Source organism: Frigoribacterium sp. CFBP 13605, assembly GCF_014839405.1.
Taxonomy (GTDB): Bacteria; Actinomycetota; Actinomycetes; order Actinomycetales; family Microbacteriaceae; genus Frigoribacterium.
The window spans coordinates 1-22,597 of the sequence record NZ_JACYNS010000002.1 but is presented as its reverse complement, the minus strand read 5'-3'; the positions used below and the strand labels follow the sequence as shown (position 1 = coordinate 22,597).

The following is a 22,597-nucleotide window of genomic DNA, read 5'->3' as shown; positions in this document are numbered from 1 at the left end:
GCCTCCTCGCCCCGACACCCCACCGTCACCACCCAAGGAGAACCACACCGTGACTGAAATCGTCTACGACAACGACGCCGACCTGTCGATCATCCAGGGCAAGAAGGTCGCCGTCATCGGCTACGGCTCGCAGGGCCACGCCCACGCGCTGAACCTCCGCGACTCGGGCGTCGAGGTCGTCGTCGGCCTCAAGGAGGGCTCGAAGAGCCGCGCCAAGGCCGAGGAGGCCGGCTTCACGGTGCAGACGCCCGCCGAGGCCTCGGCCTGGGGCGACGTCATCGTGATCCTCGCGCCCGACCAGGTGCAGCGTCACGTGTACGCCGACGACATCGCGCCGAACCTCGCCGACGGCAAGGCGCTCGTCTTCGGCCACGGCTTCAACATCCGGTTCGGCTACATCGAGGCGCCCGAGGGCGTCGACGTGGTCCTCGTCGCCCCCAAGGGCCCCGGCCACACCGTCCGTCGCGAGTTCGAGGCCGGCCGCGGCGTGCCCGTCATCGTCGCCGTCGAGAAGGACGCCTCCGGCGCCGCGTGGGATCTCGCCTGGTCGTACTCCAAGGGCATCGGCGGCCTGCGTGCCGGCGGCATCAAGACCACCTTCACCGAAGAGACCGAGACCGACCTCTTCGGCGAGCAGGCCGTGCTCTGCGGCGGGACCTCGCAGCTGATCCAGTACGGCTTCGAGACCCTGACCGAGGCCGGCTACCAGCCGCAGATCGCCTACTTCGAGGTGCTGCACGAGCTCAAGCTGATCGTCGACCTGATCTGGGAGGGCGGCCTGGCCAAACAGCGCTGGAGCGTCTCCGACACGGCCGAGTACGGCGACTACGTCTCGGGCCCCCGCGTCATCACCCCCGACGTCAAGGACAACATGAAGGCCGTGCTCGCCGACATCCAGTCGGGCGCCTTCGCGAAGCGCTTCATCGAGGACCAGGACGCCGGCGCGCCCGAGTTCACGGAGCTCCGCAAGAAGGGCGAGGAGCACCCGATCGAGGCCACCGGCCAAGAGCTGCGTGCCCTGTTCGCCTGGAAGCAGCAGGACTCCGACTACGTCGACGGCAGCGCTGCGCGCTGACCTCGACGCAGCACCGGAACCACCCGAGAGGGCCCCGCACCACCCGGTGCGGGGCCCTCTCGCCGTCCGCCGGCGCGGTGACGTCGTGGCATGATCTATGGCATGGCTCACAGCAAGAAGGCCGTGCACTTCGGCGCCGGCAACATCGGTCGGGGCTTCGTCGCCCAGTTCCTCCACGCGAGTGGTTACGAGGTCGTCTTCGCCGACGTGAACGACGACCTGATCGGGGCGCTGCAGTCGCAGTCGTCGTTCGAGGTGCACGAGGTCGGTGAAGACAGCCGTACGACCGTCGTCGACGGTTATCGCGCCATCAACAGCCGCACCGACGAGGCGGCCCTCGTCGCCGAGATCGCGACCGCCGACGTCGTGACCACCGCGGTCGGTGCCCGCATCCTGCCGTTCGTCGCGCCGGTCATCGCCAAGGGGCTGGCCCAGCGGTCCGCCGATCGTGCGCCGCTCTCCGTCATCGCGTGCGAGAACGCCATCAACGCCACCGACTCGCTGGCGGCCGCGGTGCGCGAGCACGATCCGGCCGAGAACGCCGTCTTCGCGAACTGTGCCATCGACCGGATCGTGCCCGAGCAGGCCGGGGGCACGCTCGACGTCACCATCGAGTCGTTCTTCGAATGGGTCGTCGAGAGCACGCCGTTCGGCGAGCACCGCCCCGACATCGAGGGCGTCACCTGGGTCGCCGACCTCGAGCCCTTCATCGAGCGCAAGCTCTTCACGGTCAACACCGCCCACGCCGCGGCCGCTTACCACGGGTTCCGCAAGGGGCTCACGAGCATCCGTGAGGCCCTGGACGACGCCGAGGTCATGGCCGAGGTCCGCGGCGTCCTCGCCGAGACGAAGGGCCTGCTCGTGGCCAAGCACGAGCTCGACGCCGACGAGCAGCAGTCCTACATCGAGAAGAACCTCGTCCGCATCGCCAACCCGCACCTCCCCGACACGACCGAACGCGTCGGCCGCAACCCCCTCCGCAAGCTCAGCCGCCACGAGCGGTTCGTCGGCCCCGCGGCCCAGGCCGCCGAACGTGGACTGCCCTACGACGCACTCGTCCGCGCCGTGCGTGCCGCCCTCGACTTCTCCGTGCCCGACGACGTCGAGAGCGTCGAGCTGCAGTCGCTGCTGAGCTCGGGCCTCGCCGCCGACGAGCTGACGCGCACGCTGACCGGCGTCCAGGACGACCACCCGCTGTTCCCCGCGTTGCTCGCGGCGGTCTCGTCCAAGCTCACCGCATGACGCCAGCCGACCCGCGGGTGCCGACCGGCGGCGACGCCGACGACGCCCTGACCTGGGGTGACGAGGCCGACAGCAGCCACGTCGAGGGCCCCGCACCGACGGGTCGTCCGCGTCGTACCCGGCGGTCGGACGGTGCAGGCGACGAGCCCGTCGACGAGTCCGACGACCCGGACGCAGAAGACGAGGACGACGTCGACGACGGCCCTGCGGTGATGAGTTCGGCGTCGCTCGTGGTCCACGGCGTCCTCGGCGGCGTGTTCCTCCTCTGGGCCGCGGGCTGGATCGTCGCCGTGGGCGACTTCACCAACCCGTTCACCGATGCGATCTCGTCGCTCATGTGGAACCTCGGCGAACTGTTCGCCGTGGTGGCCCCGATCGCGTGGTTCGTGGCGGTCATCGTCCTCGTCCCCGTCGATCGCACGGGCCGTCGCCTCGCATGGATGGCCCTCGGTGCGCTCCTCGTGGCCCCCTGGCCCCTCGTGACGGGAGGCTCCGCATGAGCGACCACGACCACGGCGACAACCACGAGCACGACGCCGTCTCGGTGACGGCAGGCGACGCGAGCGAACCGGGCCGCGCCTCCTTCTTCTTCTACCTCGCCGTGGCTATCGTCTTCGCCGTCTTCTTCGCCTTCGACCTGTTCGAGGCCATCTCGAACCTCGTGCTCGTGCCGCAGGTCTTCACGCAGAACAACGAGTTCTACCGTGAGAACGGCCTCGACGGCCTGGTGGTCTCACCCCCGTGGGTGCCGCTCATCGTGGGTGTCGTCGTGCCGCCGCTGGCCTTCGTCGGGGCGATCGTGGTGGGGCGCCGTCGTGAACTGTGGAAGTTCACGCTGGCGCTGTTCGCGGCCCTGGGTCTCGTGGCGGCCGTGTCGCTGACCCTGACGGCCTACGTCACGACCGTCTGAGCGAGCCCAGGAGGCGCGGCTCGGGTCCGTGACGCCGCCCACCGGGGACGTCGTCATGCGGACGTAACGATCCGCGCGAGTCGATAGAGTCGTCATCAGCCGCGCCCACGGCGCGTCGCGGCCCCTCACCGAACATCACCCAGAGAAGGACGTCCGCCCCGTGGCCAAGCCCGTCGTGTTGATCGCAGAAGAACTGTCACCCGCAACCGTCGACGCCCTCGGGCCCGACTTCGACGTGCGATCGGTGGACGGCACCGACCGCCCCGCACTGCTCGCCGCCCTGGCCGACGCCGACGCGATCCTCGTGCGGTCGGCGACGCAGGTCGACGCCGAGGCCATCGCTGCCGCCCCGTCGCTCAAGGTCGTCGCGCGCGCCGGCGTCGGGCTCGACAACGTCGACATCAAGGCGGCCACCACGGCCGGCGTCATGGTCGTCAACGCACCGACGTCGAACATCATCTCCGCCGCCGAGCTGACGGTCGGGCACATCCTCAGCCTCGCGCGTCACATCCCGGCAGCGCACTCCGCCCTGGCCCAGGGGCAGTGGAAGCGGTCGAAGTACACCGGCGTCGAACTCTACGAGAAGACGGTCGGCATCGTCGGCCTCGGCCGCATCGGCGCCCTCATCACCGCGCGCCTGCAGGCCTTCGGCGTGAACGTCGTCGCCTACGACCCCTACGTCACTCCGGCCCGCGCCCAGCAGCTCGGGGTCACGCTGCTGTCGCTCGACGAGCTGCTCGCCACGAGCGACTTCGTGACGATCCACATGCCCAAGACCCCCGAGACGACCGGCATGATCGGCCTCGAGCAGATGAAGGCGATGAAGAAGTCGGCCTTCGTCGTCAACGTCGCACGCGGCGGCCTCATCGACGAGGACGGCCTGTACGAGGCCCTGACCACCGGCGAGATCGCCGGTGCCGGACTCGACGTGTTCGTGAAGGAGCCCCCGGTCGACCAGAAGCTGTTGGGTCTCGAGAACGTCGTGGTGACCCCGCACCTCGGTGCCTCGACGGACGAGGCGCAGGAGAAGGCCGGCGTCTCGGTGGCCCGCTCGGTGCGGCTCGCACTCGGCGGCGAGCTCGTCCCCGACGCGGTCAACGTGGCCGGCGGCGTCATCGACCCCTACGTGCGACCCGGCATCCCCCTGGTCGAGAAGATCGGTCAGGTGTTCTCCGGCCTCGCCGACAGCCCGTTGACGAGCGTCGACGTCGAGGTGCGCGGCGACCTGGTCGAGTACGACGTCAGCGTGTTGAAGCTGGCGGCCCTGAAGGGCATCTTCACGAACATCGTCAGCGAGTCGGTGAGCTACGTGAACGCGCCGTTGCTGGCCGAGCAGCGCGGCATCACCGTTCGTCTGCTCACCGACCCGACCAGCGACGAGTACCGCAACGTCATCACCCTGCGCGGCTCGCTCAGCGACGGCTCGCAGATCTCGGTCTCGGGCACCCTGACCGGCACGAAGCAGGTCGAGAAGATCGTCGAGATCAACGGCTACGACGTCGAGGTCCCCCTGGCGGCCCACCACCTCGTGATGGTCTACACCGATCGCCCCGGCATCGTGGCGGTCTACGGTCGCGAGTTCGGTGACGCCGGCATCAACATCGCGGGCATGCAGATCGCCCGCCAGAGCGCCGGTGGCCAGGCGCTGAGCGTCCTGACCATCGACAGCCCCGCGCCCGACGAGCTCGTCGAGAAGGTGCGCGTGGCCATCGACGCGAAGACGCTGCGCGAGATCGACGTCACGCTGTAGCCACGGCGGCCGACGACGAACCGCCCCTCATCCGGTCACGCCGGAGGGGGGCGGTTCGTCGTCGGGGGAGTGCCCCTCGCGGGTGGGGCTAGAGGTCGATCGACTCGTGCGCCTCGAGCTTCACGGCGTCGCCACCGATCGACTGCGCGGACGCCTTCATGCGGTCGAAGTGCATGGCGAGCCCGGGGCCGGAGAGGGTCTGCTCGTGGGTGGGGAAGGCCAGTCGGGGCGCGACCGCCGCGACGTAGTCGATCACCTCGGCCACCTTGAGCCAGGGCGCCCCGACGGGCGTCGCGAGGACGTCGACCGGCACCGGCGGGACCGTGAACTGGTCACCCGGGTAGAACAGCGACCCGTCGACGAGCACGCCGACGTTGTCGACGACCGGGATGCTCTCGTGGATGACCGCGTGGCGCGAGCCGTGGAACGCCAGCGTGAAGGGGCCGACCTCGACCGTGTCTCCGTCGCCGACCACGTGCACGTCGAAGCCCTCGGCGGCCGTGGCCACGCCCGCGGGGCCGTAGACCGTCGCGCCGGGGTTCGTGGCGAGCAGGTGGGTCAGCTGGTCGGGCGTCCAGTGGTCGGCGTGCTCGTGGGTGACCACGACGGCGTCGACGTCGTGCAGGTCGATGAGGGGAGCCGTGAACGACCCGGGGTCGACGACGAGCTTGCGCCCGTCCTTCTCGAGGATCAGGCAGGCGTGTTCGAGCTTCGTGAGGCGCATGACAGCGACTGTACGCGCGTCGGGCGGGTCGATCTCGACGCGCCGGTGCCTCGATTTGTGACGGGCTCGCGCGGTGTGGCATACTCGACGAGTTGCAAATACGGCCCCATCGTATAGCGGCCTAGTACGTCGCCCTCTCACGGCGGTAACACGGGTTCGAATCCCGTTGGGGTCACCAGCACCGACAGAAACCGCCAGGCTCTCGCCTGGCGGTTTTTTCGTTTCCGGTACGTGGTCCGACACGGCACGGCCCGGCATGGTCTGACCCGGCACGGTCCGACCCGACACGGTCCGGCACGGTCCGACTCGGCCCGGCCCGGCCCAGCGCAAGACCGGACGACATGACGAGAGACCGCCGGGCGATCGCCCGGCGGTCTCTCGTGCTGCGACGGGGTCAGCCCTTCGTGGCGCCGGCCAGCAGGCCGCGGACGAAGAACCGCTGCAGGGCGAAGAACACGATGAGCGGCACGATGATCGAGATGAACGCCCCGGCCGTGAGCAGCTCCCACGACTGGCCGTACGACCCCGAGAGGTCCTGCAGCGCCTTCGTGATCGGCAAGCCCTGGCCCGAGGTGAAGACCGTGGCCACGAGGAGGTCGTTCCAGACCCACAAGAACTGGAAGATGCCGAACGAGGCGATCGCGGGCATCGACAGCGGCAGCACGATGCGGAAGAACACCTGCCCGTGACCGGCGCCGTCCATGCGGGCGGCCTCGATCACCTCGGCCGGGATCTCCGAGATGAAGTTGTGCAGCATGAAGATGGCCAGCGGCAGGGCGAAGATCGTGTGGGCGATCCAGACCTTCGCGAACGAGCCGTCGAGACCGTTCACCCCGAGCCCCGGCAGGATGTACAGACCGCCGATGCGCAGACCGTCCGAGAACAGGCGCAGCAGCGGCACGAGAGCCATCTGGATCGGGACGATCTGCAGGGCGAACACCAGCACGAACATCGTGTTGCGTCCCTTGAAGTCGATCCAGGCGAACGCGTACGCCGCGAGACTGGCGATCGTGATCGGGATCAGCGCCGCCGGCAACGTGATCACCAGCGAGTTCAGGAACGCCTTCCCGAGCGTGAGGCTGTCGCCCGAGTTGAGGGCGTTCACGTAGTTGTCGAGAGTGAACCCCGGGTTGGCGAAGACGGTCCACCATCCGGTCGTCTTGATGTCGTTCGCGGGCCGGAACGACGAGATGAACAGCCCGGCCGTGGGCAGCGTCCAGATCACGGCGATGATCAACGCGGCGATGGTGGCGCCGCGGCTGGTCGTGCCCTTCTTCAGCTTGCCGCTCGAGGTCTCGATCTTCGCGATTCCTCGCTTGAGCTGTCTCTCGGTGCCCGAGCCGACGGCGACCCCGACGGGGGTGGGTGTGGCAGTCATCGGATCTCCCTCTGCTTCTGGATCTGGCGGGCGTTGTAGATGACGATCGGCAGCACGAGCACGAAGAGGATGACCGCCAGCGCCGAGCTGTAGCCGGTACGGCTGCCGAGCTGGAACTGCCGGACCATCTCGAACGCGAGGATCGTCGTGTCGTTGCGTCCGCCGGTCATGGCCGAGACGATGTCGTAGACCTTCAGCGAGGCGATCGAGATGGTCGTCAGCACGACGATGATGGTCGTTCGGATGCCGGGGACGGTGATGTGCCGGAACGCCTGGAACCCGTTGGTGCCGTCGAGCGACGCCGCCTCGAGTTGCTCGGCGGGGACGCCCTTGATCGCTGCCGACAACACGGTCATGGCGAATCCGGCCTGGGTCCAGATCAGCACGATCACGAGCAGCAGCGTGTTCCACGGTTCGAGCCCCAGCCAGTCGACGGGCTGGCCGCCGAAGGCGACGAGGATGCCGTTGAGCAGGCCGATCTGTTCTCCCTGGCGGATGTCGTAGAAGAACTTGAAGATGATCGAGGCGCCGACGAACGAGATGGCCATCGGCATGAACACGAGCAGCTTGAGGAACTTCTCGCCCCGGCTCTTGTCGATGAAGACGGCGTAGGCGAGGCCGATCGCGGTCGCCGTGATCGGTGCGAGCAGCACCCAGACGAGGGTGTTGCCGAAGGCGGTCAGGCCGTCGGGGCTCGTGAACACCCAGACGAAGTTGTCGAGCCCGGCGAAGCCCGATCCGTCGTTCTTCATGAAGGCCTGGCCGGCGGTCGTGATGGTCGGGTAGATCAGGCCGATGACGAGGAAGAACACGGCCGGGGTCATGAAGGCGATCAGCTGCAGCGAGTAGCCGGCACCGCGTTTCGAGCGGTAGTCGAGCAGGAACAGTCCGCCTCCCAGGACGGCCGCGACGGCGGCGACCCAGATGACCGAGTTGTAGAGGCCGAACGCCAGCAGCACGACGACCGGGACGACCACGCAGACGGCCAGTCGGATGATCGTGTACTGCGTGCCTCGGCGGGGGGCGAACTCGACGAAGACGAGCACCACGGCCACGAGGGCGGTGAAGGCGATGAGGATCAAGGGGATCTGCGCCAGGGGCGGGATTCCCGCCAGCCACTGGAAGAAACTGGACATCTCTGTCCTTTCACGTTCGGGTCCGAGCAGGACGCGGCCCGTCGCCGCCGCCGCTCGGAGCGGCGAGCGGGGCGGCGAGCGGGCGCGGGGTCAGGGGCCACCGACGTGCGGTGGCCCCTGTGGCGCGGGTGTTACGAGGTGTAGCCGGCCTGGATCTCGTCGAGCACCGTGTCGGTGTCGGTGCCGTCGATCCAGTCGACCATGCCCTTCCAGAAGCTGTCGGAGCCGACCGACTTGGGCATCAGGTCGGAACCGTCGAAGCGGAAGGTGGTGTCGGTGCCCTGCAGGATCTCGACGGCGCCCTTCAGCAGGTCGCTACCGGCGTTCTCGGGGTCGAGTCCCTTGTTGGCCGAGATGACTCCGCCGAGCGAGACGCGGCTGTTCGCCCAGTCGGCGCTGGCGAGGTAGGCCTGCACCTTGGCGGTGTCGTCGTCGTTCGAGAACGCCGCGACGAACTCGCCACCGCCGGTGACGGCTGCGGGGTCGCCCTCCTTCATGGGCGGGGTGAGGAAGGCCCAGACGTCGCCGTCCTCGGCGACCGTCGCCGGCTGTCCGCTGGCGTTGTTCGCCGCCGTCAGGAAGCCCTCGAAGAACGAGGCCTGGTGGGTCAGGGCGCAGCTGCCGTTCGCCACGTTGGTCGCGACGTCTCCGAAGGCCGTCGAGTTGATCGACTTCACGTCGCCGTAGCCGGCGTTGACGAGGGTCGGGTCGAGCAGGATGTCGCCGACCGAGTCGAACGCGGCCTTGATCTCGGGGTCGGTGAACTCGGTGTCTCCCGCGACCCACGAGTCGTAGGCGTCAGGTCCGGCCTCGCGCAGGACGAGGTCCTCGACCCAGTCGGTGCCGGGCCAGCCGCTGGCCTCGCCCGAGTTGAAGCCGGCGCACCACGACGGGCCGCCGGTCTTCTCCTGGATGGTCTTGGACAGGGCGACGAGTTCGTCGTAGGTCTTGGGGACCTCGACGCCCCACTCCTCGAACTTGGCGGGGGAGTACCAGACGTAGCCCTTGACGCTCGCCATCAACGGGGCCCCGTACTGCTTGCCGTCGACCTGACCGTACTTCTGCCAGTCCTCGGACCAGCCCTCCTTGACGTTGGCCAGGGCGTCGGCGGGCAGCTCTTGTACCTTGCCCGAGGCGACCGTGTCGGCCAGCAGGCCGGGCTGGGGGAAGATCGCGAGATCGGGGGTGTCGCCACCCTGCACCTTGATGCCGATCTGCTTCTCGAACTCCTTGTCGCCCGTGTACTTGATCTCGATGTCGTTGGCCTTCTCCCAGTCGGCCCACGACTGCTCGAGCAGGGTCGCCTCGTCGCCGTTGATCGTGCCGTAGACGTTGACCACGCCGTCGGCGGTTCCGACGTCACCGGCACCCGCGCCTCCGGCGTTCGGGTCGTTGGGGTCGGCCGTGCCGGAGCATCCGGCCAACAGGAAGCTCGACGCCGCCAGGATGGCCAGGGGGCCCGTGAAGCGGCGGTGCAGGGATGCTCGCATTGGTGTCTCCTCATTGAGTCGCAAGAACGGACGGCCCGTGCTGTCGGGGTGATCGTCCGCCGCACGTCGTCGTCGACGCGCGTCGACGATGAGTGTCACATACTCGCAGGAGGCGCGCAACCGCGTCTGCTAGCGAGTCCATTCCGACGGGGCGGCGGCCGACGTGCCCCGCACGACGAGACGGGGGGCGACGAGGACGTGGGGGGCGTCGTGGCGTCGACCCTCGATGCGGTCGACGAGGTCGTCGACCGCGGCGGCGGCGATGTCGGCTCCGGGAGGGTTGACGGTCGTGAGCGGCGGCGAGGTCATCTCGGCGGCGAGGTCGCCGATGCTCAGCGCGACGACCGTGAGGTCGTCCGGGATGGACCGGCCTGCCGCCGCCGCGGCCTGCACGAAGCCGGCGAGGGCCATCTCGTTGAACGCCAGCACGGCCGTGGGGCGGGCCGTCGAGGCGGCGAACGCGTCGAAGGCCCGGCGGCCGCCCGGGACGGAGTCGGTGGCGGCGTGCGTCTCGAGCGACAGGCCCCGCTCGTCGGCCGGGCCGCGCAACGCCCTCGTCGTGCGGTCGAGCGGACCCGACCCGCGCTCGGGGGCCCGGATGCTCTGACCGAGGAAGAACACGCGTCGGTGGCCGAGGTCGGCGAGGTGGTCGACGGCCTGTCGGGCAAGCGAGTCGTAGTCGGCGTCGACGAACCAGAGTCCCTCGACGTCGTCGGGGCGACCGATGTTCGTGAACGGCAGGCGCGACCGCGACAGCACGGCGACGCGGTCGTCGCGCGCGGTGAGCTCCATGAGGATCACGCCGTCGACGAGGCCTTCGCTGACGAGGCTGCCGAGTCCTTCGACGTCGTCGATGGGGTTCGACCACAGCAGCAGGTGGTAGCCGCGCTCCCTCGCCCGGTCGGTGGCCGCCGCCACGTACTCGAACTCGGACGACGTGACGCCGCGGCGTCCGTAGGGGTAGTGCAGGGCGAGGATGCCGCCCCGTGCTCCGGCGAGACCCCGGGCGAACGCGTTGGGGGTGTAGTTCAGCTCGGCCATCGCCGCCTCGACCCGGCGGCGGGTGGCGACGGAGATGGTCCGTCGCCCGCTGATGGCGTACGACACGGTGCTCGACGAGACGCCTGCCAGACGCGCCACGTCGTCACGGGTTGCCGGCATACTCGTCCACCTCGTCGTCGATCGTGTGCACAGCATACGAGCGACGGCCCCGTGGTCCGCGCGGCCGGCCGGTCCGTCAGAGGCGGGCTAGGTGGGCCACACCGGTCGGAACTGCACGCTGATTCGCGGGCCGACGGCCTTCTTGGTCTTGGCGATGGCGTGCTCGTGGGTCCGCTGGCAGCTGCCGCCCATCACCAGGAGGTCGCCGTGGCCGAGCGGGAACCGCCGGGTCGTCCCGGTCGATCGGGACCGCACCGCGAGCGTGCGCGGTGCCCCGAGCGAGAGGATGCCCACCATCGTGTCGCGGTCGATCGTGCGCCCCACGTGGTCGCCGTGCCAGGCGATGCTGTCGTCGCCCGTCCGGTAGAAACACAGCCCCGCCCGGTCGAAGCGCTGCTCGACGGGGGCGCCACGCTCGAGCGCGTAGTACGCGTTGAGGTCGTCTCGAGCCTGGGCGAGCACCGGATCGGGGAGCGCGTCGCCCGCGTCGTAGGAGGAGACGAGCCGGGGCACCTCGACCACCCGGTCGTACATCTGGCGGCGGTCGGCTCGCCACGGCACGTCGGTCACGAGACGTTCGAACAGGGCGTCGGAATTCGACGCCCAGCCCGGGACGACGTCCAGCCAGGCGCCCTCGCCGAGGTCGAGGTGGTCGACTCGCCCGACAAGCGGCGCGAGGTCGGGGCCGTCGGACAGGCCGTCCAGCAGCGAGGCGGTGAAGGGGAGGCTCATGCCGACACCCTACGCCCGATTCGAACACGTGTTCGAACCGAGCGGGCGAAGCGTCACCCCCCGGAGTAGCCCGTCGGGACGGCGAAGCGCTCGGGGGAGACCAGCACCCGCGCGACCCCCTCGACGTCCACGTCCACCAGCCGCCCCGCCCAGGCGTAGACCTGCAGCTCCGCAGCGTGCTCCCAGAGGGCGCGCCCGCTCGAGAGGTCGAACGCGACGAGGGTCGACCGCCCGCCCGAGGTGCCGTAGGCCAGGGCGTAGCCGACCGTCCGGCCCGCCGCCGCGAGGACGGCTCCGTCGGGCAGCGACAGGCGGGCGCCGGCCGAGCCGCTGGAGCCGTCGAGCGCACGGACCACCACGGGCCCCGGGCCTGCGGCGGTCGCCGTCGCGAAGACGCGGTCGTCGGTCTGGCCGGGCAGGCCGTCGACGGCGGACGAGCTCGACGCCGGGTCGGTCCACCGCACGTCTCCCGTCGCGAGGTCGAGGCAGGTCACCGTCTGCGCGCGCACGTCGGTGACGGCGAGACAGGAACGCGTCACCGAGTAGCCGCCCCGGACGTCCCGGTCCGAGCTCCAGAGGCGCTCGCCGTCGGCGGTCAACGCGACGAAGCCGGCGTCGCCTCGTCCCGTGGCCGCGCCTCCTCGGGGGGCGTAGACGACGTCGTCGTGGACGACGTAGCCGATGAGACGGTCGAGCCGTGCCGCCCAGGGGCGCTCGGTACCGGTGGCGAGGTCGACCTGGACCGAGCCGTCGGCCCGCGCGACGACCAACCGGTCGCTCAGTGCGAGGGCGACGCCCGTGGTCGAGGCGGGTCCGCTCCACGTCACGCGGTCGAGGTCACGGGCGTCGCGCAGGTCGTAGCGGTAGACGCCGCCGACGCCCTGCTGCCGACCGGTCACCACGACGGCCCCCACGGTCTGGAACTGGTCCCCGTCACCCGCCGAACCGGTCTCGACCACCTCGACGGGTCGCCCGGTCTCGACCGACAACGTCATCAGCACCTGCTCGCCGTCGACCGAGGCCCGGACGAGCACGAGGCCCGCCTCGTGCACCGCCGTCACGGACGAGACGAGGGCCGGGCCGGTCAGGCCGAGCCCGGCGAGGTCGTCGGCGACGTCGTGCACCCAGCGGAAGGTGCCGCGGTCGACGTCGAGTGCTCCGATGCGCGTGCCGACTCCCTGGGTCGGGGTGGCGCAGTCGCCGTCGTTGGCGAATCCGTAGGTCCAGGCGCCGGCCGCGCTCACGAGCGCGAGCCCCTGCGCGACGGGCGTCGCCCGGTAGCGGAGGCACTCGGCGGGGGCCCCGGGGGCGAGAGCGGCACGGAGGTCGACGCGCCACCCGGTGGTGCCGGGTTCCTGTCGGAGGTCGTCGACGGCGATGCCCTGCCACGGCGGGTCCGACCCGTACTCGGGCTGCGTCGGCGCGACCAGCACCGTGGTCGCCAGCGTCGCCAGGACCACGGCGGCGTAGGCCACGGCGAGTCGACGCCCCGCCCTCACGACGTCGCCCCGACGCGGGCGGTGTCCACGAGTCGTCGGGCGACCCCCTGGTCGTCGATGCGCACGAGATGACCGCCCCAGAACACCACGGTGCCCGAGGACGAGGTCGCCCACAGCGGCCGACCGTCGTCCAGGTCGAGGGCCGCGACCTCCCGCCCCGACGAGCGACCGTCCTCCGTCTGCAGGTAGAGCACCGACCGGCCCGCCGCCGCGAGGTCGTCGAGCAGCCCCACGGACGAGCTGAAGCGGGTGTGCCCGTCGGCGCCGTCGAGGGCGAGCAGGCGCGACCCGCCCGACCGCTGCACGACGACGAAGACGTCGGTCGCGCGCTGACCCGGCACGGCCTCGACCGCGAACGGGGCGCCGAGGTCGGTCCTCCAGCGGACCGAGCCGTCGCGGGGATCGAGGCATTCCGCGGCCGTGTCGCCGTCGGTGACGACGACCACGCAGGACGGCGTGACGGCCAGGCGGCGCCCGGAGGTGGGTCGGCTCCAGACGGCCTCCCCGTCCTCGTCGAGCGCCTCGACGGTGCCGTCGGCCCTGGTCCTCTCGATGCCGAAGGCGACGATGCGGCGCCCGTCCCCGGTCGTCACGGGCGAGCCGACGGGCGGCACGGCGATCTCGTCCGGTGAGGCCGCGAAGGGACGTTCGCGGCCCGTGGCGGCGTCGACGAACACGGTCTCACCGCCCCGTGACACGAGGGCGCCGTCGTTCAGCAGCGCCGGAGAACTGCCCGAGTCGACCCCGCCCTCCCACACCGGGTCGGCCAGACGCGAGGCCTCGACGAGTTGGTACCGATCGCCCGACCCCGCGATGCCCGAGAAGGTGCGCAACTGCAGGGGTCCCCGCGAGTCGACGCTCACGCTCGGCAGGTCGCGCCGGCCACGGGTCGACTCGACGAGCGAGCCGTCACGCAGGTCGAGGGCGGCCAGCACGGTCGCCCCCGTCGTCTGCGTCTGCACCAGCACGCGACCGGCCGAGGGGACGACCTGCGTCGCGGGGATGCTCAGGGCGTCGGTGTCGGGGACGTCTCGGGCCAGGTCGTGCACCCAGCGGACCGTGCCCGTGGCCGTCTCGACCAGCCCGACGAGGCTCGTGCTCGCCTCGGACGCGTACGAGCGGCAGGCCGGCGCCCCCAGGGCGTCCCCGAAGTCCAGGTCGACCGAGGTGCCGACCGCCACGAGTCCGTCGACCGCGGGGGACGTCCAGAAGTTCAGACAGCGCCGCGGGGCGTCGGGCGCGAGCGTCGCCGCCAGGTCGAGCGTCCAACCGGTCGCGTCCGGCGACCGTCGGAGGTCGTCGACCGCGAGCCCCGTCCACGGACGGCCGTCCCCGTAGTCCGGAGCCACCGAGACCGCCCCGGCGGCCACGAGCGTGGACGCCACCACCAGGGCGCCGAGCACGGCGGCGACGCGACGACCCGGGGAGGCGCGGTGCCAGCGACCGACGACCCGCGCCTCCCCGGGGTGGTCGCGTGCGCGCTCGGGGTGGCTCATGGTCGGCCTCCTCGTCGAGCGCAGCCGTCGTCCGCCCGACGGGTGTCGTCATGCTATTCGGAGCCCTCGTCCCACGCGCTCGCCGCAGCCCCCGGGTGCGCCGGGAATGGCCGCCCTCGGGGCGGGGTTCACCCCACGACCGTCGAGAAACGTGCCGGAGGCACTGGCGTAGACTCCACGGATCATCTTTCCGTCGATACAGGAGAAGGGGCGTGCCCGTGGGTAGGACGCTGGCCGAGAAAGTGTGGGACGACCACGTCGTCGTTAAGGGCGAAGACGGCGCCCCCGACCTTCTCTACATCGACCTCCACCTCGTGCACGAGGTCACCAGCCCCCAGGCGTTCGACGGACTGCGCCAGGCCGATCGGCCGCTGCGTCGCACCGACCTGACGATCGCCACCGAAGACCACAACACGCCCACCCTGGCGATCGACAAGCCGATCGCCGACCTCACCAGTCGCACGCAGATCGAGACGCTCCGTCGCAACACGGCCGAGTTCGGCGTCCGCCTGCACCCGTTGGGCGACGCCGAGCAGGGCATCGTGCATGTCGTCGGCCCGCAGCTCGGACTGACCATGCCGGGCATCACCGTCGTCTGCGGCGACTCGCACACCTCGACCCACGGGGCCTTCGGCGCCATGGCCTTCGGCATCGGCACCAGCGAGGTCGAGCACGTCATGGCGACGCAGACCCTGCCGCTGAAGCCCTTCAAGACGATGGCGGTCACCGTCGAGGGTACGCTGCGCCCCGGCGTCACCGCGAAGGACATCATCCTCGCCGTCATCGCGCAGATCGGCACCGGCGGCGGGCAGGGCTACGTGCTCGAGTACCGCGGCAGCGCGATCCGCGCCCTCTCGATGGAGGGGCGCATGACGATCTGCAACATGTCGATCGAGGCGGGTGCCCGGGCCGGCATGGTCGCTCCCGACCAGACCACGTACGACTACCTGCAGGGTCGTCCGCACGCCCCCACGGGTGCCGACTGGGACGAGGCGATCGCCTACTGGGACACCCTGCCGACCGACGACGACGCGGTGTTCGACGCCGAGATCTTCCTCGACGCCGACACGCTCGAGCCCTTCGTCACGTGGGGCACCAACCCGGGCCAGGGCGTGTCGCTCAGCGACTCCGTGCCCGACCCCGAGACCGTCGTCGACCCCAACGAGAAGGCCGCGGCGACGCGGGCGCTCGAGTACATGGCCCTCGAGGCCGGCACGCCGATGAAGGCCATCCCGGTCGACGCGGTGTTCATGGGGTCGTGCACCAACAGCCGCATCGAAGACCTCCGTGCGTTCGCGTCGATCATCCGCGGGCGCACCAAGGCCGAGGGCGTGCGCGTCATGGTCGTGCCGGGGTCGGCTCGCGTCCGCCTCGAGGCCGAGGCCGAGGGGCTCGACGAGGTCTTCACCGCCTTCGGTGCCGAGTGGCGCTTCGCCGGGTGCTCGATGTGCCTGGGCATGAACCCCGACCAGCTCGCACCGGGCGAGCGATGCGCGTCGACCTCGAACCGCAACTTCGAGGGTCGCCAGGGCAAGGGCGGTCGGACGCACCTCGTGTCGCCCCTCGTCGCCGCGGCCACCGCGGTGCGCGGGACGCTGTCCTCGCCGTGGGACCTCCAGGCCGACGACGACGCGGCGGCCTCCACGGCCGTCCGCACGTCCGACGAACCCGTCCTCGCCGACGGCACCGATCGGGCAGGGGTCCGCTGATGCAGAAGTTCACCACCGTCACCGGTGTCGCCGCGCCGCTGAAGCGCTCGAACGTCGACACCGACCAGATCATCCCGGCTCAGTTCCTCAAGCGGGTCACCAAGACCGGCTTCGAGGACGCCCTCTTCTTCGGGTGGCGCAACGACCCCGAGTTCGTGTTGAACCGACCCGAGTTCCAGGGCGCGCGCGTCCTCGTCGCGGGTCCCGACTTCGGCACCGGCTCGAGCCGTGAGCACGCCGTCTGGGCGCTGCGCGACTTCGGCTTCGACGTGATCATCAGTTCGCGGTTCGGCGACATCTTCCGAGGCAACTCCGGCAAACAGGGGCTCCTCGCGGCGGCCGTCGCCGAGGACGACGTCGAGCGCATCTGGGCCGAGATCGACCGGCAGGCGGGCGTCGAGATCACGGTCGACCTCGTGGCGCAGACCGCCACGGTCGGCAGCCTCACCGTCGGATTCGAAGTCGATGCCTACACTAAGTGGCGACTCCTCGAAGGCCTCGACGACATCGGCCTGACCCTCCGCGACGAAGCGGCCATCACAGAATTCGAATCCCGCCGCGCCGCCTGGCGCCCGAAGACATTGCCGGTGAAGTAAGTGAACTCTCTCGTCCAAGACGCAGCAGCAGCAGGTGCCCGTGTGGGGCTCACCTCCGATGAGATCGTCATCCGGGGCGGCAAACCGCTGATCGGTCGCATCGAGGTGCGCGGTGCCAAGAACCTCGCCACGAAGGCCATGGTCGCCGCCCTCCTGGGAGACACCCCCAGCATCCTCAAGGACGTCCCCGACATCAGCGACGTCAACGTCGTCCGCGGCCTCCTCTCGGTCCACGGGGTGCGCATCACCGACCCGGCCCGCGGCGAGATGATCCTCGACCCGTCCAACGTCGAGTCCGCCCACTTCGCCGAGATCGACGCCCACGCCGGGTCGAGCCGCATCCCGATCCTCTTCTGCGGGCCGCTGTTGCACCGCCTGGGCGAGGCGTTCATCCCCGACCTCGGCGGCTGCCGCATCGGCGACCGGCCCATCGACTTCCACCTCGACGCCCTCCGCGCCTTCGGCGCCGTCGTCGACAAGTCGTACAACGGCATCCACCTCACCGCGCCCGACGGGCTCACCGGTGCCAACATCGAGCTGCCCTACCCGAGCGTCGGGGCCACCGAGCAGGTGCTGCTGACCGCGGTCCTCGCCAAGGGCGTCACCGAGCTGCGCAACGCCGCCATCGAGCCCGAGATCATGGACCTCATCGCGATCCTGCAGAAGATGGGCGCCGTCGTCTCGGTCGAGCCGAACCGCGTGATCTTCATCGAGGGCGTCGAGAAGCTCCGCGGCTACACGCACCGGGCGATCAACGACCGCAACGAGGCCGCGAGCTGGGCCTCGGCCGCACTCGCGACCAAGGGCGACATCTTCGTCGAGGGCGCCGACCAGAAAGACCTGATGACGTTCCTCAACGTCTTCCGCAAGGTCGGCGGCGACTTCGACGTCCACGAGGACGGCATCCGCTTCTTCCACCCCGGTGGCGAGCTCAAGCCCGTCGTCGTCGAGACCGACGTCCACCCCGGGTTCATGACCGACTGGCAGCAGCCGCTCATCGTCGCCCTGACGCAGGCGCAGGGCACCTCGGTCGTGCACGAGACGGTCTACGAGAACCGCTTCCAGTTCACCGAGGCCCTCAACGACATGGGCGCCGACATCACGGTGCACAAGGACGGACTGCCCGACCACGACCGTCGCGTCGCGCGTCGCGAATTCGAGCAGGCCGCGGTGATCAACGGACCGACGGCCCTGCACGGTGCCGACATCCGCGTGCCCGACCTGCGGGGCGGCTTCAGCCACCTCATCGCGGCCCTGACCGCCGAGGGCGAGTCCAAGATCAGCAACGTCGGCATCATCAGCCGCGGCTACGAGCACTTCATCGCGAAGCTGCGCAAGCTGGGCGCCGACTTCGACTTCAAGGGCTGATCGGCCGGTGTCGACAGCCGACCCCGACGTTCCTGTCGTCCCGGTCCCGGCGCGGAGGCGTCGCAAAGAAAAGGGCGCGTTCTTCCGCGTCCTCGCGACTCCGGCGGCACCGCTCTTCGACCTGATGGCCCGGATCGACATCGTCGACGGCGACAAGCTGCCGGCCGAGGGTGCGTTCGTGCTGACCCCGAACCACTACACGAACATCGACCCGGTGGTCGTGGGCCGTGTGATGTGGTCCCTCGGGCGGGTGCCGCGCTTCCTCGCGAAGGCGTCCCTCTTCCGGGTCCCCGTCTTCGGTCGCATGATGCACGCGATGGGGCACATCCCCGTCGAGCGGGCGGGTCGCACCCACGACCACGACCCCCTGGCGGCCGGGCGTCTGCTCGTGGCCCGGGGCGGTGGCGTGATCGTCTACCCCGAGGGCACCCTCACCCGCGACCCCGACCTCTGGCCCATGAAGGGCAAGAGCGGTGCCGTGCGCCTCGCCCTCGCCGCCGGGGTGCCGCTCGTCCCGATGGCGCACTGGGGCAGCCAGCACCTCATGGGTCGCTACTCGAGTCGGCTGCACGCCTTCCCGCGCAAGCGCATCACCGTCGTGATCGGCGACCCCGTCGACCTCTCGGCCTTCCGCGATCGTCCCCTCGACCAGGCCTCGGTCACGGCCGCCACCGCCCTCGTGATGGACGCCGTCACCGAGCTGGTCGAGCGGCTGCGGGGCGAGAAGGCACCCGCCGAACGGTGGAACCCCACCAAGAACCACCAGAAGGAGACAGGCCGCTTTGAGTAGCTCCGAGTCACGCGAGGGCGCCATCGAGGCCCTCGGAGAAGGGGCGGTCACGACCGAGGCGATCTCGATCGTCATGCGCGACTCGATCCCGCGCCGGGTCGCCGTCCTGGGGTCCGGCAGCTGGGGCACGACCTTCGCCAAGGTCCTCGCCGAGGGGGGCGCGGACGTCACGCTCTGGGCCCGCCGTCCCGAGGTGGCCCGCGAGATCACCGAGAGCAAGCGCAACAGCGACTACCTGCCGGGCATCAACCTGCCCCGCACCCTCGTCGCCACCCCCTCGGTCGAACAGGCCCTGGCGGGTGCCGAGCAGGTCTACCTGTCGGTCCCCAGCCAGACGCTCCGCGACAACCTGACCGCGATCCGCGGCATGGTCCCGTCCGGCGTGCCGGTCGTCAGCCTGATGAAGGGCGTCGAGAAGGCCACCGGGTTGCGCATGAGCGAGGTGATCGAGGCCGAGCTCGGCATCGACCGCGACCTGATCGCCGTCGCGTCGGGGCCCAACCTCGCCCTCGAGATCGCGAAGCGGCAGCCCACGGCCGCGGTCGTGTCGTCGTACAGCCTCGACACGGCGACCCTGGTCGCGGCCACCGCCACCAACCCGTACTTCCGTTCGTTCGTCAACACCGACGTGATCGGCACCGAGTTCGGCGGGGTCCTCAAGAACCTGATCGCCGTCGCCATCGGCATCGTCGACGGCGTGGGGTACGGCGAGAACACCAAGGCCTCGATCATCACGCGCGGGCTGGCCGAGATGACCGCGTTCGCGGTGTCGTTCGGGGCCAAGGCCGAGACCCTCGCCGGCCTCGCCGGCCTGGGCGACCTCATCGCCACGTGCGAGTCGCCCCTCTCGCGCAACAACACCGCGGGACGACTGCTCGGGCAGGGATACGCCTTCGGCGACGTCGTGCGCCAGATGAACCAGACCGCCGAGGGACTGGCCTCGGTCGCTCCGATCCTCGAACTCGCGCGGTCCCGCGGCGTCGACATGCCCATCGTCCAGCAGGTGGCCGAGGTGCTCGCCGGTACACTCGACCCGCGCAACATCGCCCCGCACCTGACCGAGACGGACGAGCCGCAGGGCGAGTGACCGCTGGTCGGCCGTGCCGGGGCGCGTGACGAACAGAGCCCGCCCACCGCGGGTCGGCCCGCGGGCCGTGACACCGACGAAAGGCCCCTCATGGCGAGCACCGAGCCCACCACGACCCCGCGCGTCGCCGCGACCGACGCCTCGTCCGTCGGTGCCTCGACACCCGGGGTGGCGAAGACCGTCGTGGTCGTCCTCTTCGGCGGCCGCTCGAGCGAGCACTCGATCAGCTGCGCGACGGCCGGGGGAGTCCTCTCGGCGATCGACCGCTCCCGCTACGACGTGGTGCCCGTGGGCATCACCGTCGAGGGGGCGTTCACGCTCCAGCCCGACGACGCGGCACGGTTCGAGCTCGACGCCGAGACGCTGCCGACCGTCGTCGACAACGGCACCCGCGTCCACTGGCCCGAGTCGTCCACCACCCGCGAGCTGACCGTCACCGAGCCCGACGGCACGACGCGCCTGCTGGGCGAGGTGGACGTGGTGTTCCCGATCCTGCACGGTCCGTTCGGCGAGGACGGCACGGTGCAGGGCCTGCTCGAGCTGACCGGGCTGCCCTACGTCGGCGCGGGCGTGCTCGCCTCGTCGCTCGGCATGGACAAGCACTTCACCAAGACCGTGCTGCAGGCCGCCGGCGTGGTCGTCGCCCCCTGGCGCACCGTGCGTCGTCGGGACTGGGACGCCGCGCCCGAGCACGTGGCCGCCGACGTCGAGGCGCTCGGTTACCCGATGTTCGTCAAGCCCGCCCGAGCCGGATCGAGCGTGGGGGTGTCGCGCGTCGACTCGCCCGCCGGCCTCCCGGCGGCCATGCGGAAGGCCTTCGCCGAGGACCACAAGGTGCTCGTCGAGTCCGCGGTCGTCGGCCGCGAGATCGAGTGCGCCGTGCTCGGCGGACGCGACGGCGCGCCTCCCCGCACCTCGGTCGCGGGCGAGATCGTCCTCGCCGGCGACACGTTCTACGACTTCGAGTCGAAGTACCTCGGCGCCCCCGGGGCCGACCTGGTCTGCCCCGCCGACCTCGCACCCGGCGACCTGACCGAGATGCAGCGTCTCGCCGCTCTGGCCTTCGAGGCCATCGACGGCACGGGCCTCGCCCGCGTCGACTTCTTCCTGACCGACGACGGCTGGGTCGTCAACGAGGTCAACACGATGCCCGGCTTCACGCCCATCTCGATGTTCCCCGCCTGCTGGCTCGCGAGCGGCCTCAGCTACCCCGAGCTGATCGACGAGCTCATCGCCCTCGGCCTCGAGACCGAGCGCTGACGGAGCCCGTCCGTCCCGGCCACCGGGCCTACGGCGTCGGTGTCGCCGACGGGTCGTCGGCCGATCCGGCCGAGCCCGGCAGGTCGCCCGCGCCGACGCACTCCTTGCCGTCGTTCGGCAGGTAGCCGACCGAGTCGGCCAGGTCGCGCAGCACGTTGCCGCCGTTCGCCTTGGTGGTGTCGACGATCACCTGCACGCCCGGCTCACGGCCGTACGTGGTGAGGATCGAGGTCTCGGCGTCGTCGGGGTCCTGGTCGACGAGCCAGTCCACGCCCTGGATGTCGTAGCAGGGCAGGTCGGACACGGCGGGCGTCTCGACGCCGCAGTGCAGCAGCACGCTCGTCGGCGAACCCCAGGCGCCCGTCGCCTGCGCGTCGGTCTCGCGGCGGTCCTGACCGTCGTCGACGACCTCGGGCAGGTGGACGGTGACCTGCGCGCAGGCCGGGTCGTTCGCCCCGGCGGCGGGCTGCATCGGGACCGCTTGCGAGCAGCCGACGAGCGTCGTCGCGAGACCGGCCCCGACGAGCACGAGGGCCGGGACGCGAAGGCGGGGACGGAGGCGCGCGGTGAGGCGCGAGGACGGGTTCGACATCGCATCCAGGCTACCGTTCAGCACATGGAACGACGCTCCACGGACCCCCGCCCGGACGACGCCGACACCGTCGAGGGCGTCGGCGAGCTCGCCACCCTCGCCCGCATCCTGCCCCGCCTGCCCCGCGGCGACGACACGCTGCTCGGTCCCGGTGACGACGCCGCCGTCGTCGCGGCGCCCGACGGTCGGTTCGTCGTGACGACCGACCTCATGGTGCACGGCCCCGACTTCCGGCGCGCGTGGTCGACGTCGTACGACCTCGGTTGGAAGGCCGCGGCGTCGAACCTGTCCGACGTCGCGGCGATGGGCGCTCGGCCCACGGCGCTGGTGGTCGCCCTCGCGGTGCCCGGCGACACGGGCGTCACCGAACTCGAGGCCTTCGCGGACGGTCTGCGCGCGGGTTGTTCCGTGATGGCCCCGGGCGCGGGGGTCGTCGGCGGCGACCTCTCGGTGTCGCCGACCTTCACGGTCGCGGTGACGGCGTTCGGTGACCTCGAGGGGCGCGCGCCCGTGCGGCGGGACGGGGCGCGCGTCGGCGACGTCGTCGCCGTGTCGGGCGCGCTCGGCCGCTCGGCGCGGGGGCTCGACCTGCTGTTCCGTCT

21 protein-coding genes and 1 tRNA gene are annotated in these 22,597 nt (G+C 70.7%); 13 read left to right on the top strand and 9 right to left on the bottom strand.

Translation table 11 applies throughout. From position 1 onward, the window contains the following. Nucleotides 1–49 precede the first annotated feature (49 nt). The 5 genes from ilvC to serA all read left to right on the top strand — a co-directional run bounded on the left by ilvC (nucleotide 50) and on the right by serA (nucleotide 4,977). Nucleotides 50–1,075: a ketol-acid reductoisomerase gene (gene ilvC / locus IFT36_RS01235; RefSeq protein WP_056046250.1), complete on the top strand. Its 1,026-nt coding sequence runs from the start codon at nucleotides 50–52 to the stop codon at nucleotides 1,073–1,075. Nucleotides 1,076–1,177: 102 nt separating this feature from the next. Next, nucleotides 1,178–2,317 (top strand): mannitol-1-phosphate 5-dehydrogenase, encoded by a 1,140-nt coding sequence (locus tag IFT36_RS01230; protein ID WP_123570815.1) that lies wholly within the window; start codon nucleotides 1,178–1,180, stop codon nucleotides 2,315–2,317. Beyond that, complete coding sequence (locus tag IFT36_RS01225; protein WP_159826235.1) at nucleotides 2,314–2,817, top strand: hypothetical protein; 504 nt, start codon at nucleotides 2,314–2,316, stop codon at nucleotides 2,815–2,817. Before IFT36_RS01230 ends, IFT36_RS01225 begins: the two co-directional genes overlap by 4 nt. Further along, nucleotides 2,814–3,227 carry a hypothetical protein gene (locus IFT36_RS01220; protein WP_200412233.1) on the top strand — a complete coding sequence of 138 codons (414 nt, stop codon included), beginning with the start codon at nucleotides 2,814–2,816 and terminating at the stop codon, nucleotides 3,225–3,227. The genes IFT36_RS01225 and IFT36_RS01220 overlap by 4 nt, the downstream gene beginning before the upstream one ends. 160 nt (nucleotides 3,228–3,387) lie before the next feature. Further along, entirely contained in the window at nucleotides 3,388–4,977 is a 1,590-nt protein-coding gene (gene serA, locus IFT36_RS01215) for a phosphoglycerate dehydrogenase (protein WP_056046242.1), read from the top strand. Nucleotides 4,978–5,065: 88 nt separating this feature from the next. On the opposite strand, the gene IFT36_RS01210 is transcribed toward serA, so the two are convergent. After that, the gene (locus tag IFT36_RS01210) at nucleotides 5,066–5,701 is read right to left on the bottom strand and encodes an MBL fold metallo-hydrolase (protein WP_056046240.1); all 636 of its coding nucleotides are present in this window, start codon (nucleotides 5,699–5,701) and stop codon (nucleotides 5,066–5,068) included. Nucleotides 5,702–5,803: 102 nt separating this feature from the next. Here IFT36_RS01210 and IFT36_RS01205 point away from each other — a divergent pair. Continuing rightward, nucleotides 5,804–5,879 (top strand) — tRNA-Glu (locus IFT36_RS01205). 216 nt (nucleotides 5,880–6,095) lie between these two features. Here IFT36_RS01205 and IFT36_RS01200 read toward each other — a convergent pair. The 7 genes from IFT36_RS01200 to IFT36_RS01170 all read right to left on the bottom strand — a co-directional run bounded on the left by IFT36_RS01200 (nucleotide 6,096) and on the right by IFT36_RS01170 (nucleotide 14,593). Then, nucleotides 6,096–7,079 carry a carbohydrate ABC transporter permease gene (locus IFT36_RS01200; protein WP_043593968.1) on the bottom strand — a complete coding sequence of 328 codons (984 nt, stop codon included), beginning with the start codon at nucleotides 7,077–7,079 and terminating at the stop codon, nucleotides 6,096–6,098. After that, nucleotides 7,076–8,215, bottom strand: coding sequence for a carbohydrate ABC transporter permease (locus IFT36_RS01195; RefSeq protein ID WP_056046238.1), 1,140 nt, complete (start codon nucleotides 8,213–8,215; stop codon nucleotides 7,076–7,078). The genes IFT36_RS01200 and IFT36_RS01195 overlap by 4 nt, the downstream gene beginning before the upstream one ends. Nucleotides 8,216–8,346: 131 nt before the next feature. Then, nucleotides 8,347–9,705: an ABC transporter substrate-binding protein gene (locus IFT36_RS01190; protein WP_056046236.1), complete on the bottom strand. Its 1,359-nt coding sequence runs from the start codon at nucleotides 9,703–9,705 to the stop codon at nucleotides 8,347–8,349. Between the two features lie 129 nt (nucleotides 9,706–9,834). Then, a complete protein-coding gene (locus tag IFT36_RS01185) occupies nucleotides 9,835–10,866 on the bottom strand; it encodes a LacI family DNA-binding transcriptional regulator (RefSeq protein WP_200412232.1) in 1,032 nt (343 codons plus the stop codon). Nucleotides 10,867–10,953: 87 nt separating this feature from the next. Next, nucleotides 10,954–11,598, bottom strand: a complete 645-nt coding sequence (locus tag IFT36_RS01180) for an alpha-ketoglutarate-dependent dioxygenase AlkB (RefSeq protein WP_056046233.1) — start codon at nucleotides 11,596–11,598, stop codon at nucleotides 10,954–10,956. Between the two features lie 53 nt (nucleotides 11,599–11,651). Continuing rightward, on the bottom strand, nucleotides 11,652–13,097 hold the full coding sequence (locus tag IFT36_RS01175) for a PQQ-binding-like beta-propeller repeat protein (protein ID WP_200412231.1): 1,446 nt from the start codon (nucleotides 13,095–13,097) through the stop codon (nucleotides 11,652–11,654). Continuing rightward, entirely contained in the window at nucleotides 13,094–14,593 is a 1,500-nt protein-coding gene (locus IFT36_RS01170; RefSeq protein WP_200412230.1) for an outer membrane protein assembly factor BamB family protein, read from the bottom strand. Before IFT36_RS01170 ends, IFT36_RS01175 begins: the two co-directional genes overlap by 4 nt. A 218-nt stretch (nucleotides 14,594–14,811) precedes the next feature. Here IFT36_RS01170 and leuC point away from each other — a divergent pair, with 218 nt between their 5' ends. The 6 genes from leuC to IFT36_RS01140 all read left to right on the top strand — a co-directional run bounded on the left by leuC (nucleotide 14,812) and on the right by IFT36_RS01140 (nucleotide 21,403). Then, complete coding sequence (gene leuC / locus IFT36_RS01165; protein WP_159828509.1) at nucleotides 14,812–16,302, top strand: 3-isopropylmalate dehydratase large subunit; 1,491 nt, start codon at nucleotides 14,812–14,814, stop codon at nucleotides 16,300–16,302. Further along, nucleotides 16,302–16,898 carry a 3-isopropylmalate dehydratase small subunit gene (gene leuD, locus IFT36_RS01160; protein ID WP_200412228.1) on the top strand — a complete coding sequence of 199 codons (597 nt, stop codon included), beginning with the start codon at nucleotides 16,302–16,304 and terminating at the stop codon, nucleotides 16,896–16,898. The genes leuC and leuD overlap by 1 nt, the downstream gene beginning before the upstream one ends. Further along, the gene (murA, locus tag IFT36_RS01155; RefSeq protein WP_043593953.1) at nucleotides 16,899–18,266 is read left to right on the top strand and encodes a UDP-N-acetylglucosamine 1-carboxyvinyltransferase; all 1,368 of its coding nucleotides are present in this window, start codon (nucleotides 16,899–16,901) and stop codon (nucleotides 18,264–18,266) included. It abuts the gene before it with no gap. Between the two features lie 7 nt (nucleotides 18,267–18,273). Next, nucleotides 18,274–19,056, top strand: a complete 783-nt coding sequence (locus tag IFT36_RS01150) for a lysophospholipid acyltransferase family protein (RefSeq protein WP_307784992.1) — start codon at nucleotides 18,274–18,276, stop codon at nucleotides 19,054–19,056. A gap of 73 nt (nucleotides 19,057–19,129) precedes the next feature. Next, the gene (locus IFT36_RS01145; RefSeq protein WP_043594016.1) at nucleotides 19,130–20,143 is read left to right on the top strand and encodes an NAD(P)H-dependent glycerol-3-phosphate dehydrogenase; all 1,014 of its coding nucleotides are present in this window, start codon (nucleotides 19,130–19,132) and stop codon (nucleotides 20,141–20,143) included. A 168-nt stretch (nucleotides 20,144–20,311) separates the two neighbouring features. After that, nucleotides 20,312–21,403 (top strand): D-alanine--D-alanine ligase family protein, encoded by a 1,092-nt coding sequence (locus tag IFT36_RS01140; RefSeq protein WP_307784995.1) that lies wholly within the window; start codon nucleotides 20,312–20,314, stop codon nucleotides 21,401–21,403. Nucleotides 21,404–21,431: 28 nt separating this feature from the next. Here the strand turns inward: IFT36_RS01140 and IFT36_RS01135 are convergent, their stop codons facing one another. Then, on the bottom strand, nucleotides 21,432–21,995 hold the full coding sequence (locus IFT36_RS01135; protein WP_056046223.1) for a DUF3515 family protein: 564 nt from the start codon (nucleotides 21,993–21,995) through the stop codon (nucleotides 21,432–21,434). 24 nt (nucleotides 21,996–22,019) lie between these two features. Here IFT36_RS01135 and IFT36_RS01130 point away from each other — a divergent pair. Beyond that, nucleotides 22,020–22,597: thiamine-phosphate kinase (locus IFT36_RS01130; RefSeq protein ID WP_249408411.1), on the top strand; the 578-nt coding region annotated here is incomplete at its 3' end.

Coding starts and splice junctions, on each gene's coding strand:
- IFT36_RS01135 (WP_056046223.1), bottom strand. CDS start 21,995: ATGTCGAACCCGTCCTCGCGCCTCACCGCGCGCCTCCGTCCCCGCCTT.
- IFT36_RS01190 (WP_056046236.1), bottom strand. CDS start 9,705: ATGCGAGCATCCCTGCACCGCCGCTTCACGGGCCCCCTGGCCATCCTG.
- IFT36_RS01200 (WP_043593968.1), bottom strand. CDS start 7,079: ATGACTGCCACACCCACCCCCGTCGGGGTCGCCGTCGGCTCGGGCACC.
- IFT36_RS01180 (WP_056046233.1), bottom strand. CDS start 11,598: ATGAGCCTCCCCTTCACCGCCTCGCTGCTGGACGGCCTGTCCGACGGC.
- IFT36_RS01210 (WP_056046240.1), bottom strand. CDS start 5,701: ATGCGCCTCACGAAGCTCGAACACGCCTGCCTGATCCTCGAGAAGGAC.
- IFT36_RS01185 (WP_200412232.1), bottom strand. CDS start 10,866: ATGCCGGCAACCCGTGACGACGTGGCGCGTCTGGCAGGCGTCTCGTCG.
- IFT36_RS01170 (WP_200412230.1), bottom strand. CDS start 14,593: ATGAGCCACCCCGAGCGCGCACGCGACCACCCCGGGGAGGCGCGGGTC.
- leuD (WP_200412228.1), top strand. CDS start 16,302: ATGCAGAAGTTCACCACCGTCACCGGTGTCGCCGCGCCGCTGAAGCGC.
- IFT36_RS01230 (WP_123570815.1), top strand. CDS start 1,178: ATGGCTCACAGCAAGAAGGCCGTGCACTTCGGCGCCGGCAACATCGGT.
- IFT36_RS01225 (WP_159826235.1), top strand. CDS start 2,314: ATGACGCCAGCCGACCCGCGGGTGCCGACCGGCGGCGACGCCGACGAC.
- IFT36_RS01145 (WP_043594016.1), top strand. CDS start 19,130: ATGCGCGACTCGATCCCGCGCCGGGTCGCCGTCCTGGGGTCCGGCAGC.
- IFT36_RS01195 (WP_056046238.1), bottom strand. CDS start 8,215: ATGTCCAGTTTCTTCCAGTGGCTGGCGGGAATCCCGCCCCTGGCGCAG.
- IFT36_RS01220 (WP_200412233.1), top strand. CDS start 2,814: ATGAGCGACCACGACCACGGCGACAACCACGAGCACGACGCCGTCTCG.